This is a genomic window from Pseudomonas lalkuanensis, from assembly GCF_008807375.1.
In the GTDB taxonomy this organism is placed as follows: domain Bacteria; phylum Pseudomonadota; class Gammaproteobacteria; order Pseudomonadales; family Pseudomonadaceae; genus Metapseudomonas; species Metapseudomonas lalkuanensis.
The window spans coordinates 5875116-5888568 of the sequence record NZ_CP043311.1; the positions used below are offsets into that span (position 1 = coordinate 5875116).

Annotated in this window: 16 protein-coding genes; 8 read left to right on the forward strand and 8 right to left on the reverse strand. The window is 65.6% G+C overall.

The genetic code is table 11. The features are described from left to right. The first annotated feature begins 42 nt into the window (after positions 1-42). Complete coding sequence (locus tag FXN65_RS26960) at positions 43-2880, forward strand: class I adenylate cyclase (RefSeq protein WP_151138314.1); 2838 nt, start codon at positions 43-45, stop codon at positions 2878-2880. Positions 2881-3117: 237 nt separating this feature from the next. On the opposite strand, the gene rnk is transcribed toward FXN65_RS26960, so the two are convergent. From rnk to FXN65_RS26980, 4 genes are all read right to left on the reverse strand, one after another. Then, a complete protein-coding gene (rnk, locus tag FXN65_RS26965; RefSeq protein WP_151138316.1) occupies positions 3118-3525 on the reverse strand; it encodes a nucleoside diphosphate kinase regulator in 408 nt (135 codons plus the stop codon). Positions 3526-3666: 141 nt separating this feature from the next. Beyond that, a complete protein-coding gene (locus FXN65_RS26970; protein ID WP_151138317.1) occupies positions 3667-3870 on the reverse strand; it encodes a DUF1289 domain-containing protein in 204 nt (67 codons plus the stop codon). Further along, a complete protein-coding gene (gene cyaY, locus FXN65_RS26975; RefSeq protein WP_151138319.1) occupies positions 3851-4183 on the reverse strand; it encodes an iron donor protein CyaY in 333 nt (110 codons plus the stop codon). Before cyaY ends, FXN65_RS26970 begins: the two co-directional genes overlap by 20 nt. Positions 4184-4194: 11 nt before the next feature. After that, complete coding sequence (locus FXN65_RS26980) at positions 4195-5241, reverse strand: AraC family transcriptional regulator (RefSeq protein ID WP_151138322.1); 1047 nt, start codon at positions 5239-5241, stop codon at positions 4195-4197. Positions 5242-5380: 139 nt separating this feature from the next. Between FXN65_RS26980 and lptM the strand changes: the two genes are divergently transcribed. From lptM to FXN65_RS27010, 6 genes are read left to right on the forward strand one after another with little or no spacing between them, the layout of a single operon-like run. Beyond that, positions 5381-5521 (forward strand): LPS translocon maturation chaperone LptM, encoded by a 141-nt coding sequence (lptM, locus tag FXN65_RS26985; protein WP_151138324.1) that lies wholly within the window; start codon positions 5381-5383, stop codon positions 5519-5521. A gap of 14 nt (positions 5522-5535) precedes the next feature. Beyond that, complete coding sequence (gene lysA / locus FXN65_RS26990; protein ID WP_151138327.1) at positions 5536-6783, forward strand: diaminopimelate decarboxylase; 1248 nt, start codon at positions 5536-5538, stop codon at positions 6781-6783. 10 nt (positions 6784-6793) lie between these two features. Beyond that, positions 6794-7624, forward strand: a complete 831-nt coding sequence (gene dapF, locus FXN65_RS26995) for a diaminopimelate epimerase (RefSeq protein ID WP_151138329.1) — start codon at positions 6794-6796, stop codon at positions 7622-7624. Next, the gene (locus FXN65_RS27000; RefSeq protein WP_151138331.1) at positions 7621-8322 is read left to right on the forward strand and encodes a DUF484 family protein; all 702 of its coding nucleotides are present in this window, start codon (positions 7621-7623) and stop codon (positions 8320-8322) included. Before dapF ends, FXN65_RS27000 begins: the two co-directional genes overlap by 4 nt. A gap of 26 nt (positions 8323-8348) precedes the next feature. Continuing rightward, positions 8349-9245, forward strand: a complete 897-nt coding sequence (gene xerC, locus FXN65_RS27005; RefSeq protein WP_151138334.1) for a tyrosine recombinase XerC — start codon at positions 8349-8351, stop codon at positions 9243-9245. Then, positions 9242-9946 carry an HAD family hydrolase gene (locus tag FXN65_RS27010; RefSeq protein WP_151138336.1) on the forward strand — a complete coding sequence of 235 codons (705 nt, stop codon included), beginning with the start codon at positions 9242-9244 and terminating at the stop codon, positions 9944-9946. The genes xerC and FXN65_RS27010 overlap by 4 nt, the downstream gene beginning before the upstream one ends. A 153-nt stretch (positions 9947-10099) precedes the next feature. On the opposite strand, the gene sutA is transcribed toward FXN65_RS27010, so the two are convergent. The 4 genes from sutA to glnK form a co-directional block, all read right to left on the reverse strand. Continuing rightward, positions 10100-10414, reverse strand: coding sequence for a transcriptional regulator SutA (sutA, locus tag FXN65_RS27015; RefSeq protein WP_151138339.1), 315 nt, complete (start codon positions 10412-10414; stop codon positions 10100-10102). A gap of 76 nt (positions 10415-10490) precedes the next feature. Then, positions 10491-10916, reverse strand: a complete 426-nt coding sequence (locus tag FXN65_RS27020; RefSeq protein ID WP_151138341.1) for a secondary thiamine-phosphate synthase enzyme YjbQ — start codon at positions 10914-10916, stop codon at positions 10491-10493. Between the two features lie 138 nt (positions 10917-11054). Beyond that, on the reverse strand, positions 11055-12374 hold the full coding sequence (locus tag FXN65_RS27025) for an ammonium transporter (RefSeq protein WP_151138343.1): 1320 nt from the start codon (positions 12372-12374) through the stop codon (positions 11055-11057). 34 nt (positions 12375-12408) lie between these two features. Then, a complete protein-coding gene (gene glnK, locus FXN65_RS27030; protein WP_003457590.1) occupies positions 12409-12747 on the reverse strand; it encodes a P-II family nitrogen regulator in 339 nt (112 codons plus the stop codon). A gap of 414 nt (positions 12748-13161) precedes the next feature. Here glnK and FXN65_RS27035 point away from each other — a divergent pair, with 414 nt between their 5' ends. Beyond that, positions 13162-13425 carry an accessory factor UbiK family protein gene (locus tag FXN65_RS27035; RefSeq protein WP_151138346.1) on the forward strand — a complete coding sequence of 88 codons (264 nt, stop codon included), beginning with the start codon at positions 13162-13164 and terminating at the stop codon, positions 13423-13425. Positions 13426-13453 lie beyond the last annotated feature (28 nt).

Consider the following 13453-nt stretch of genomic DNA (forward strand, 5'->3'; position numbering starts at 1 on the left):
AAGGCCGCCGGCGAGCCTCCAGCATCGGGACATGAACAGAGCATGACGCGCACCCAGGAAATCCGCCCGGACATCGACGACGGCATCGACCGCAAGGTCCTCGCGCAACTTCGCGCGCGCTTCCTCAAGATCAATGACGGCCGCCTGGATCGTGCCATGCAGGCCCTGTCCACCCGCCAGCAGCTGGTCCTGAAGCTGTTGCCATTGCTGTTTCACGTCAACCACCCCCTGCTTCCGGGCTATGTATCCGGCACCACGCCTGCCGGGCTCTCCGCCTTCGAGCCCGATGACGACCTGCTGGCCGAAGCCCAGCGGCTGACCCGCTCCTTCGCCTACAAGGCACGACGCGGTCCGCAGCCGGCGCCCATCCACGGCCTGTTCCTGATGGGCAGCCTGGGCACCATCGCCCAGGCCGAACAGAGCGACATGGACATCTGGGTCTGCCACGCGCCGGAACTGGATGCCGCCGCCATCGCCGAGCTGCAGCGCAAATGTACGGCCCTGGAAGAGTGGGCGGCCAGCCAGGGCGCCGAAGCGCACTTCTTCCTGATCGACCCGGTGCGCTTCACCCAGGGCGACCGCGAAACGCGACTGACCTCCGACGACTGCGGCACGACCCAGCACTACCTGCTGCTGGACGAGTTCTATCGCACCGCCATCTGGCTCGCCGGGCGAACCCCGCTCTGGTGGCTGGTGCCGGTGTACGAGGAAGCGCGCTACGCCGAGTACACCAGGACACTGCTGTCCAAGCGCTTCATCCGTGCCGAGGAAGTCCTCGACCTCGGCCACTTGGCGCACATTCCCCCTGGCGAGTTCATCGGCGCCAGCATGTGGCAGCTGTACAAGGGCATCGAGTCGCCCTACAAATCCGTACTCAAGCTGCTGCTCACGGAGGTTTACGCCAGCGAGCACCCGAAAGTGGCCTGCCTGTCGTTGCGCTTCAAGGAAGCGGTCTACGCCAACCGCCTGGACCTGGATGAGCTGGACCCCTACATGGTGGTTTACCGCCGCCTGGAGGAGTACCTGCGTGAACGCAACGAAACCGAGCGGCTGGAACTGATTCGCCGCTGCCTCTACCTCAAGGTAAACAAGAAGCTCAGCCGGCCCCCGCGCAACCGCAGCAAGAGCTGGCAACGCCTGTTGCTGGAGCGCCTGACCGCCGAGTGGCACTGGCAGCCCCGGCAATTGGCGATGCTCGACAGCCGCAGCCAATGGAAAGTGCGCCAGGTGCTGGCCGAGCGTCGCGCACTGGTCAACGAACTCACCTACAGCTATCGCTTCCTGTCCCAGTTCGCTCGCAGCGAACAGGCCAGCGGCACCCTCAGCAGTCGCGATCTGGGCGTGCTCGGACGGCGCCTGTACGCTGCCTTCGAACGCAAGGCGGGCAAGGTCGAGTTCATCAACCCCGGCATCGCCCCGGACATCGCCGAGGACACCCTGACCCTGGTGCAGTGCTCCAGCCCGGAGGCCGGGGGTGAAACCCAGTGGGCGCTGTTCTCCGGCAGCCTGAACACCCTGGAATGGCAGGATTTCGCGCCGCTGAAGCGCAGCCGCGAACTGATTCCCCTGCTCGCCTGGTGCCATCGCAATGGCGTAATCGATACCGGCACCCGCCTGTCCCTGCATCCGGGCACCAGCGACCTGGCCGAACACGAGCTGTCCAACCTGCTGGCCAGCCTGCAACAGACCTTCCCCCAGCCACTGGGCCAGGTGGATGAAAGCGCCCTGTTGCGCGCGGGGGTGCCGTCGGACGTGCTGCTGCTGGTGAACGTCGGAGTCGACCCGCTGAAACAGCACAGCCAGAAGAACGTCCACATGACCACCGAGCGCACCGACGCCCTGGGCTACTCCGGGGTGCGCGAGAACCTGGTGGTGACCATCGACCAGGTGATCCTGAACAGCTGGAACGAGATGCTGGTCAGCCGCTACGACGGTCCGGATGCCCTGCTCGCCTGCCTGCGCGACTACCTCAATAGCCTGCCCGCCAGAGGCGAACGACCCGGCCTGCGAGTGCGCTGCTTCTGCCGCAATCGCGCCCAGGCCATTGGCCAGCGGGTGCAGGAGCTGTTCGAGGACGCCCAGGAGCTGCTCGGCGCTGCCGGAGTGCCACGCTTCCTGCTGCAGGTGCAGCAGCGCTTCCATGTGCTGCAACTGGAGCCGGGCCAGGTCAGCCACGCGAGCCTTGCCGACCTGCCGGCGCTGGTGGAACACCTTGGCCGAGACCTGCCGGGCTACAGCCCGCTGCAGCTGGACCGGCATGCGCTGGAGGACCAGGACCTGGCGGTGATCCTCCCCCTGGGCCGGCCGAACTGCATCCAGGTGTTCTATCGCCAGATCGGCGAGACCGCCGAAATCAGCCTGCTGGACGAACACAACGCCCTGTGGCGCCAGCGCCTGCCGTTCCGCGATGAGCAGAGCCTGCTGACACCGCTGCAGCGCTTCCTGCAGTCGCTGCTCTACCGGCGCAATGCCCTGCTGCCACTGGACAACCCCGTGGCCATGCCGACGCCGGAAATCTTCTACTACGAGGTGGTGCGCCAGGGCCGCCAGCTGGAGCGCCGCGCAGCGCCGTCAGCGGCGGTCAGCCATCCCTTCTATGACGTGCAGGCCATCGTCGAGCCAGCCGAGCAGGGACAAGTGCACGTGACCCTGTATTGCAACCATCGCGAGTTCTCCGAGCTGGAATACGGTGCGGGGCTGTTCGCCGCCGTGGCCCGGCACATCCTCGCCCAGCGCCGCGAACCGGAACGCTACCCCTGCTACATCACCGACCTCGACCTGTCGCGGGTGCCGGGCCGGGGCCAGGCGCAGACGGTGCACTACCTGCGCTACAAGGTTGAACTGGAAGAAAGGCTGAACCGCGCCTTGCGCGACAGTTGAATCAGCAGGAGCGAAATCATTCGCGATGCAGGGGGAAGCCCTGCCCTAGGTTGTGGCTGAGGCCACGAAGCCCAACGGGTTGGACTCAGCTGTTGGGTTTGCGCTGTAGGGGCGAGCTCATTCGCCAAGGGCAGCAACGCTGCCCCCATGTGAACCACAGAGGGCGAACCTGCGGTCCGTTTGCCGATTGAAATCGTCCCTACAACGACTCAGCCCGAAAAGGCAGCAGAGGATGAATCAACGCGCGTATTCGCCGGCCGCTTCGGGCTGGTACTCGACGGCCAGCAGCGTCAGCTTGAGGGTCTTGCCGCCGGGCACCGGCCAGTCGATGTGCTGGCCGACGGACAGGCCGAGCAGTGCGCTGCCCACCGGGGCGAGGATGGATACCTTGCCTTCGCCACCCACGTCATCCGGGTAGACCAGGGTCAGGTGATAGTCCTTGCCGCTGCTTTCCTCACGGCAATGCACACGGGAATTCATGGTGACGACGCCCGGCGGAACCTCCTCGTGGCCAACCACCTGGGCGCGAGCCAGCTCGCGTTCCAGCGCCTCGGCGGCGGGGCCGAACTCCTCCAGGCTGTCGAGCAGGCGCTCCAGGCGTTGCAGGTCGAGACGGGTAATGGTGATGGACGGGTGGGTGTTCATGGCGAACGCGCGACTCCTTTGCAGGTTACGAAAAAAGCAAAACCCCGCCCGAAGGCGGGGTTTCAGATTTTGTCTGGCCGGACAACTTGCCCGGAAGCCCGACAGTACGTCAGGCCGCCTGCAATTGGCAAGACCGCCCGGTCAGCCCGGCGCGGGCCGCCGTCTTTGCTGGGCGGAGGCGCAGATTTCGCGGCGCCGCTGGTCGCTGGCCGCGTTCCACTCGCAGATTTCCGCAAGGGTGCGACCACAACCGACACAGACGTCGGTGTCGTCCAGACAGCAACGCCGGATGCACGGCGACGGGTAGCGCGCCGGGGGCGCGCCGTCAGAGTTCGTCGAACTCAATGTCTTCGCCCGCCTGCTCGCGGGTCACGCGGTTGAGCAGCTCGCCCAGGGGTTCTTCGCTGCTGTCGCAGATCCAGCGGCCGCTGGCCTGGTCATAGTCGAAATGGAAGCCCCCCGAACGCGCCGCCACCCAGAGCTGGCGCAGCGGTTCCTGGCGGCTGAAGATCAGCTGGCTGCCATTCTCGAAGCGTACGGTCAGGACGCCGCCGCTGTTTTCCAGGTCCAGGTCCAGGTCGCTGTCGTCGAACACGTCTTCCACTCGCTCCTGGACTTCGTCCACCAGATCGTGGAACTGGGCTTCGCTCAAACTCATCAGGGTCTACCTCAGGGCATTAATGGGGGTGAAGGGCGACGGTAGTCACCCAGGCTCTGGCCGGTCCAGCGGCGGAAGGCACGGCCCAGGGAGCCGGACTCGCTGAATCCGACCAGGAAAGCGATATCGGCCAACTCAAGGGCGGGATCGCGCAAATAGTGCAGCACCAGTTGCTGGCGCGTCTCGTCCACCAGCTGGCTGAAGGATAACCCGGCCTCGCGCAGGCGGCGCTGCAAGGTACGCGGACTCAGCGCCAGGGCCCCGGCCAGGCGCTCCAGGTCCGGTCCTTCGGCGGACAGCTGAGCGGCCAGCAGCTCGCGGGCGCGGTCCAGCACGCTGTGACCCTGGCGCAGCTCGTCGAGCAGGCGCTCGGCGTAGTCGTCGAACAGCCGGCGGACATCGGCATCGGCCTGGCCGAGGGGCGTGGCGAGCAGACGCCTTGGGAAGACCAGCGCGTTGTCCGCCTGACTGAAGAGCACCGGGCAACGGAATATCCGCTGGTATTCAGTGGTATCCGCCGGCGCCGGATGCTGGAAGCGCACCTCGGTGGGCGGAATGTCCAGCCCGGTGATCCAGCGGCCGAAGGTCACCCAACCGGAAAGGGTTTCTTCCGCCAGCAGCGCGCGCTGCTGCGGCAGGATGGACTCCCAGCTGTGCGCTACCTGGGGCTCCAGGCCGTCGCGGGGCGGCTCGTCGGCCAGTTCGACGCGGCCCAGGTTGCCCACTAGCGCCGCATAACGCGCCTGGCGATGCAGGGCGTCGGCCAGGGTCGCGCAGCTCATCAGCAGGAAACCCAGCACGCCGTAGTGGCCCGGGCGCACTGCTTCGCCCAGGTGCAGGCCGAGGTGGGGATTGCCGGACAGCCGCGCGGCATGGCCGAGCAGTTCGAGATAGGCACTGGCGGCGATGCGCTGGTCGCGCTGGGCAAGAATGGCGGGGGTCAGTTGGACATGACCCAGCAGCTCGGCGGGGGCCACACCGAACTGTTCGACGCGCTCCACCAGGCCTTGCAGATAGGCAACCGAGACCGAGCCGGCGAGGGATGCCGCGTTGTCCATGAGCGCTCCTTTTCAAGCCGCCAATGCTAGCTCCGCACAGGCCCGCAGGCCACGCCGGGCGGGAATTTCACTGAATAGGCAAGGCGTCGGGGGGTCGGTATACTCCGGAACAATTCACGTTTTCTGCAAGGATTCCGTCATGAAGCGACTCCACGCCCCCTTCGTCGCCCTGCTCGCCGTTGCCTGCCTGCTGGCCGGCTGCGGCCAGAAAGGCCCGCTTTACTTGCCTGACGACGAAAAAGCAGCGAAAGAACACCAGAAAGACGTGTACATCCGCTGATCGGGGGAGCAGTCATGGACGCTTTCACGTACCGCGACGGGGAGCTGTTCGCGGAAGGCGTAGCGCTGTCCGATATCGCCGCTCGCTTCGGCACGCCCACCTATGTCTATTCCCGCGCAGCCATCGAGGCCGGCTACAAGGCTTATGCCGACGCCCTGGCCGGCAATGCGGGCATGGTCTGCTATGCGGTCAAGGCCAATTCCAACCTTGGCGTGCTGAACCTGCTGGCCCGCCTGGGCGCAGGTTTCGACATCGTTTCCAGCGGTGAACTGGAGCGCGTGCTGGCCGCTGGCGGCGACGCCTCGCGCATCGTCTTCTCCGGCGTCGGCAAGAGCCGCGACGACATGCGCCGTGCCCTGGAAGCCGGCGTGCACTGCTTCAACGTCGAGTCGCGCAATGAGCTGGAACGCCTGCAGAACGTGGCTGCGGCCATGGAGATGAAGGCGCCCGTGTCCCTGCGGGTCAACCCGGACGTGGATGCCGGCACCCATCCGTACATCGCCACCGGCCTGAAGGAGAACAAGTTCGGCATCGCCATCGACGAAGCCGAAGCCGTCTATGCCCAGGCCGCCAGCCTGCCGAACCTCGAAGTGATCGGCGTCGACTGCCACATCGGCTCCCAGCTCACCAGCCTGGAGCCCTTCCTCGATGCCCTCGACCGCCTGCTGGCCCTGATCGACCGCCTCAACGAGCGCGGCATCAATATTCGCCACCTGGACCTCGGCGGCGGCCTTGGCGTGCGCTACCGCGACGAGCAGCCGCCGCTGCCCGGCGAGTACATCCAGGCGGTGCGCCAGCGCATCGATGGCCGCAACCTGGAGCTGCTGTTCGAGCCCGGCCGCTCGATCGTCGCCAATGCCGGCGTGCTGCTGACCCAGGTGGAATACCTCAAGCACACAGAACAAAAGGATTTCGCCGTGATCGACGCGGCCATGAATGACCTGATCCGTCCGGCGCTCTACGAGGCCTGGATGGACGTGGTGCCGGTGCAACCGCACAGCGGCGCCGAGCGCACCTATGACCTGGTTGGCCCGATCTGCGAGACAGGCGACTTCCTCGCCCGCGAGCGCAATCTGGTGCTCGCCGAGGGTGATCTGCTGGCGATTCGCTCCGCCGGCGCCTACGGTTTCGTGATGAGCTCCAACTACAACACCCGCGGCCGCGCCGCCGAGGTGCTGGTGGATGGCGAGCAAGCCTTCGAGGTGCGCCGCCGCGAAACGATCGAAGACCTTTACGCCGGCGAAAGCCTGCTGCCGCAGTGAGGGCGCATCCATGCTATTGCGCTTCACCAAGATGCACGGCCTCGGCAACGACTTCATGGTCCTCGACCTGGTCAGCCAGCACGCCCATATCCAGCCCAAGCACGCCAAGCAGTGGGGCGACCGCCACACGGGCATCGGTTTCGACCAGCTACTGATCGTCGAAGCACCGACCAACCCGGACGTCGACTTCCGCTACCGCATCTTCAACTCCGATGGTTCGGAAGTGGAGCAATGCGGCAACGGCGCGCGCTGCTTCGCCCGTTTCGTCATCGACAAGCGCCTGACGGTGAAAAAGCGCATCCGCGTCGAAACCAAGAGCGGCATCATCGAACTGGATGTCCGCCCGGATGGGCAGGTGACCGTGGACATGGGGCCGCCGCGCCTGGTCCCGCAACAGATTCCCTTCATCGCCGACGCCGAAGCCCTGAGCTACCCGGTGGACGTGGACGGCCAGACCGTCGAGCTGGCAGCCATTTCCATGGGCAACCCCCATGCCGTGCTGCGCGTCGATGACGTCGCCAGTGCCCCGGTGCACAGCTTGGGACCGAAGCTGGAGCACCATCCGCGCTTCCCGCAACGGGTCAACGTGGGCTTCCTGCAGATCGTCGATCGCAAGCAGGCGAAACTGCGCGTCTGGGAACGTGGCGCCGGGGAAACCCAGGCCTGCGGCACCGGCGCCTGCGCCGCGGCAGTCGCCGCGATCCGCCAGGGCTGGATGGACTCGCCGGTACAACTCGAACTGCCTGGTGGCCGCCTCTCCATCGAGTGGGCCGGCCCGGGTCAGCCCGTTATGATGACCGGACCCGCCGTCCGCGTATTCGAAGGACAGGTTCGCCTATGACCGACCAGCACCAGGAACCGCCGCAGCACCTCGACTCCGAGACGGTGGCCGCTTACCTGCGCCTCCATCCGGAGTTCTTCGTCCAGCATGAAGAGCTGATTCCCGAGATGCGCATCCCCCACCAGCCCGGTGACGCCGTGTCCCTGGTGGAACGCCAGGTGAAGCTGCTCCGCGAGCGCAACATCGAGATGCGCCATCGCCTTTCGCAGCTGATGGACGTAGCGCGGGAGAACGACCGGCTGTTCGACAAGACCCGTCGCCTGGTGCTAGACCTGCTCGACGCCTCCAGCCTGGAAGAAGTGGTAGGCGCCGTGGAAGACAGCCTGCGCCACGAGTTCCAGGTGCCCTTCGTCAGCCTCATCCTGTTCAGCGAAAACACCCTGCCGGTGGGTCGTAGCGTCACCACCGCCGAAGCGCACCAGAGCATCGGCGGCCTGCTGGCCGGCGGCAAGACCATTTGCGGCGTGCTGCGCAGCCATGAGCTGGAGTTCCTGTTCGGCGCGCAAGAGCGCGACCAGGTCGGCTCCGCGGCCGTGGTCAGCCTGGCGCACCAGGGCCTGCACGGCGTGCTCGCCATCGGCAGCCCGGACCCGCAGCACTACAAGAGCTCCCTCGGCACCCTGTTCCTCGGCTACATCGCCGAAGTCCTGGCCCGAGTACTGCCGCGCTTCGCGACACCCCTGCGTTCGGTGAGATAAGCCGCAGCGCATTCCAAGGAAGTCCCATGAATGCCGACCTGGACGCCTACCTGAGTCACCTGCGCAGCGAGCGCCAGGTGTCGGCCCATACCCTGGACGCCTACCATCGCGACCTGCTCAAGGTGCGCGCGCTCTGCGAGAAGTACGGCATCGCCGACTGGAATGACCTGGACGTCCGCAGCCTGCGCAGCTTCGTCGCCCGGCTGCACCAGGACGGCCTCTCCAGCCGCAGCCTCGCGCGCCTGCTGTCGGCCGTGCGCGGCCTTTACCAATATCTGATCCGCGAAGGCCGCTGCCGCCACGACCCGGCCAATGGCCTGGCCGCGCCCAAGGGCGCCCGCCGCCTGCCACGCGCCCTCGACGCCGACCGCGCCCAGCAGCTGCTGGACGGTGGCGTGGAAGACGATTTCATCGCCCGCCGCGACCAGGCCATGCTGGAACTCTTCTATTCCTCCGGCTTGCGCCTTTCCGAGTTGGTGGGGCTGGATCTCGACGGGCTGGACCTCTCCGCGGGCCTCGTGCGGGTGCGCGGCAAGGGCAACAAGACCCGCGAGCTGCCGGTGGGTAGCAAGGCCCGCGAGGCCATGGAGGAGTGGCTGCCCCTGCGCGCGGCGGCCAATCCGGGCGACGGCGCGGTGTTCATCAGCCGGCAGGGGCGCCGCCTGACGCCTCGCGCCGTCCAGCTGCGCGTACGCGAAGCCGGCGTTCGTGAACTAGGCCAGCATTTGCATCCGCACATGCTGCGGCATTCCTTCGCCAGCCATATGCTGGAGTCATCCCAGGACCTGCGAGCCGTACAGGAACTGCTCGGCCACGCCGACATTTCCACCACCCAGATCTACACCCACCTGGACTTCCAGCATCTGGCCTCGGTCTACGACCAGGCCCACCCAAGGGCGAAGCGAAGGGGAGCAGACGAATGAGTATCCAGCTGATCACTTTCGACCTGGACGACACCCTCTGGGACAACCGACCGGTGATCGAGGGCGCCGAAACCGCGATGCGCGACTGGCTGATGGAACACACCCCGGCGCTTGGTACCCTGCCGGTGGAACACCTCTGGGCCATTCGTGGCGAGATCCTCGCTGCGGAGCCAGGCCTCAAGCACCGTCTCAGCGAGCTGCGTCGCCGTACCTTGCGCCGCGCCCTGGAGGGCGTCGGCTATTCCGCCGACGACGCCGTCGACCTGGCCGAGGGCGCCTTCCAGGCCATGCTCCAGGCACGCCACCGCATCACCTTTTTCCCCGATACCGTGCCCACCCTCGAGCGCCTCGCCATCCGCTATAGCCTGGGCGTGATCACCAACGGCAACGCCGATGTGCGTCGCCTGGGCCTGGCCGACTACTTCAAGTTCGCCCTCTGCGCCGAGGAACTGGGCATCGGCAAACCCGACCCGGTACCGTTCCTCGAAGCACTGAAGCGCGGCGGTGTCAGCGCCGGGGAAGCCGTGCACATCGGTGACCATCCGGCCGATGACATCGAAGGCGCTCGCCGCGCCGGCCTGCGCGCCATCTGGTTCAACCCGCTGGGCAAGGAATGGAGCGGCGAGAAACTGCCCGATGCCGAAATCACCAGCCTGCGGGAGCTGCCCGAGGTACTGGCGCGCTGGGCCAGGTGGCACTGACGCCATAGGGGTGCTCCCCGTGGGAGCGAATTAATTCGCGAAAGGCCGCCCAGCGGCCGTCGGGTCGCCCTCGCACCAATCCATCATGCCCACAGGCTTTCCCTCGCCCATGAAAAAGCCCGCCAATGGCGGGCCTTTCGACGGGTGCCGACCTCAGATGGGGCGGCTGCCGTACTTGCTGTCCGGCTTCTTCGGCGGGTCGGCAACCACGTTGGGTTCGACCTCCTGCACCTTGCCACCACGGGCCAGGAATTCTTCCATGGCCTTGGCCAGGGCATCGCGCTCTTTCTGCTTGGCTTCGATGCTGGGCATCTCTTCGACTTCGACCGCAGCCTTGGCCTTCTTCCCAGAGGGGGCAGGGGCCTCGCCATCGTCGTCGCTGTCGCCTTCATCGGCTGCAGCCAGCTCCTCGCCGTCGTCCTCGTCGGCCGCTTCCAGCTCGTCTTGTTCCAGTTCTTCGTCGCTCATGTTCTACCTCATGCCTTGCCAAAGCAGGTTAGTTATAGCCCAGCTGCGCCAGCTTTCTAACGCTGCCGGAAAAAATTCAGGACGCCTCGCCTTGCAAGGTCGCCAACACCCGGCGTGCACCGCCCTGATCGCGATGCTCGCCCAGGTAGACACCCTGCCAGGTGCCCATTGCCAGTTGTCCGTCCCGCACGGGAAGACTCAGCTGGCAGCCGAGCAGGCTGCCCTTGAAGTGCGCGGGCAGATCGTCCGGCCCTTCATAGTCATGTTCATAGCCGCTTTCACCCTGGGGCACCAGTCGATTGAAGAATCGCTCGAAGTCCCGGCGTACCGCGGGGTCGGCATTCTCGTTCACCGTCAGTGACGCCGACGTGTGCTGCAGCCAGAGGTGCAACAGACCGACGCGATAGCGGCGCAGTTCCGGCAATGACGCGAGGATTTCCTCAGTGACCAGGTGGAAGCCACGTGGCCTCGGGCGCAAGGTGATCAGGGTCTGCTGCCACATCCGCAAATACCTGTCTCGGCTCGTACGGGCGGCATTCTAGCGCGGTCGATGAAAAAGCAAAGGGCGCCTTTCGGCGCCCTTTTCGGCAGTGCTGCCAACTTCCCCGCCGGCAGCCGCCGAACGGGGAAATCATCGGCATCAGAGGTTGTAGCCGCGCTCGTTGTGCTGCGCCAGGTCGAGGCCGACGGTCTCTTCCTCTTCGTTGACGCGCAGGCCCATGACCACGTCCAGCACCTTCAGGATCACGAAGGTCACGATGCCGGTGTAGACCACAGTGAAGGCCACGCCTTCGAACTGGGTGAGCAGCTGGGCGCCGATGTCTTCCACGGTGCCGAAGCCACCCAGGGCAGGCGCTGCGAACACGCCAGTCAGCAGGGCACCGATGATGCCGCCGACACCGTGTACACCGAAGGCATCCAGGGAGTCGTCGTAGCCCATCTTGCGCTTCAGGCTGGTGGCGCAGAAGTAGCAGATCACGCCGGCAACCAGGCCGATGATCAGGGCACCCATGGGGCCGACGGTACCGGCGGCCGGAGTGATGGCGACCAGGCCGGCGACCACGCCGGAGGCGATGCCCAGGGCGCTCGGCTTACCGTGGGTCAGCCACTCGGCGAACATCCAGCCCAGGGCGGCAGCGGCGGTGGCGATCTGGGTGACCAGCATGGCCATGCCGGCGGTGCCGTTGGCGGCCACGGCGGAACCGGCGTTGAAGCCGAACCAGCCGATCCACAGCATGGCGGCACCCATCAGGGTGTAGCCCAGGTTGTGCGGAGCCATCGGGGTGGTCGGATAGCCCTTGCGCTTGCCCAGCACCAGGCATGCCACGAGGCCAGCGACACCCGCGTTGATGTGCACCACGGTGCCGCCGGCGAAATCCAGCACGCCCCAGTCCCACATCAGGCCGCCATTGCCGCTCCACACCATGTGAGCGATCGGCGCATACACCAGGGTGAACCAGACCGCCATGAAGATCAGCATGGCGGAGAATTTCATGCGCTCGGCGAAGGCACCCACGATCAGTGCCGGGGTGATGATGGCGAAGGTCATCTGGAAGGTGATGAACACGCTTTCAGGGATCGCGTAGACCAGGCTGCTGGTGTTCAGGCCGCTGAGGAATGCCTTGGACAGGCCGCCCACGAAGGAATTGAAATTGATCACCCCCTGTTCCATGCCGGTGGTGTCGAAGGCCAGGCTGTAGCCGTATACCACCCAGAGGATGCTGATCAGGCCGGTGATGGCGAAGCACTGCATCATCACCGAGAGGATGTTCTTGGAGCGCACCATGCCGCCGTAGAACAGCGCCAGGCCGGGAATGGTCATGAACAGCACCAATGCAGTGGCGACGATCATCCACGCCGTGTCACCACTGTTCAGCACAACCTCGTCGGCGGCCATGGCCAGGCCGGGGGTAACGAGGGACAAAAGGGCTCCTAGCCCTGCGGCTTTACGCAGAGTCATGTTGTTTTCTCCTGGGGCGTTGGGGTTCGGAGGCTTAGATCGCGTCTGTGCCGGTTTCGCCGGTACGGATACGGATGGCCTGTTCCAGATTGACGACGAAAATCTTGCCGTCACCGATCTTGCCGGTGTTGGCGGCCTTGGTGATGGCCTCGATCACGCGGTCCAGCTGGTCGTCAGCGATGGCCACGTCGATCTTCACTTTCGGCAGAAAATCGACAACGTATTCCGCACCGCGGTACAGCTCGGTGTGGCCCTTTTGCCGTCCGAAGCCCTTGACCTCGGTGACAGTGATGCCCTGCACGCCGATCTCAGACAACGACTCGCGCACGTCGTCGAGCTTGAAAGGCTTGATGATGGCGGTGACTAGCTTCATGAAACTCTCTCCCGTGTTTGGTTGACTTGCCCCAGGAAAAACACGAACCCGGGTCAAGTCTAAGCGCAGTGTCTGGCTTTTGTAACGCGTCGGCCCGCCCTGGCTCGGGACTCCGACACCAACCAACCGCTTCTGGCGAAACACTCCCCCGCCTCGCCCGGTGCACCGGAACTGCATCAGTGCATGCGTCGCTCTGCTCTAAGCAGAATTCTTGCCAGCTCCATGGAAAGTGCCTTTTTTCAAGCAGATACTGGCGGGATGCTAGTCAGATGGCTTCGATATGCCACTCGCATCGCACCAAAGCAGTGCGCCACGCCCCAGGCCATTGCTCAAAAATTGTGCACCAGCCTTCGCCGGACCGTTGCCCGGGGGCCGCGTGGTAGACTCCCGCCCATTCACTTTCGGATGCCCGCCATGCTGCCGCCCAAAGCCCTGCTCGATACCCTAGCTTCCACCGCCTCGCGCCTGTTCAGCAGCGACAGCCCGCTGCCCCGCGCCGAGGTCGAGGCCCAGTTCAAGGTCCTGCTGCAGAGTGCCTTCGGCAAGCTCGACCTGGTCAGCCGCGACGAGTTCGACAGCCAGATGGTAGTGCTCGGCCGTACCCGCGCACGCCTGGAAGCACTGGAGGCCAAGGTCGCGGAACTGGAAGCCAAGCTGAACCCGCCGCCGGCGGAGTGATACCGCTCCGGCCCGGCGGACCGATCAA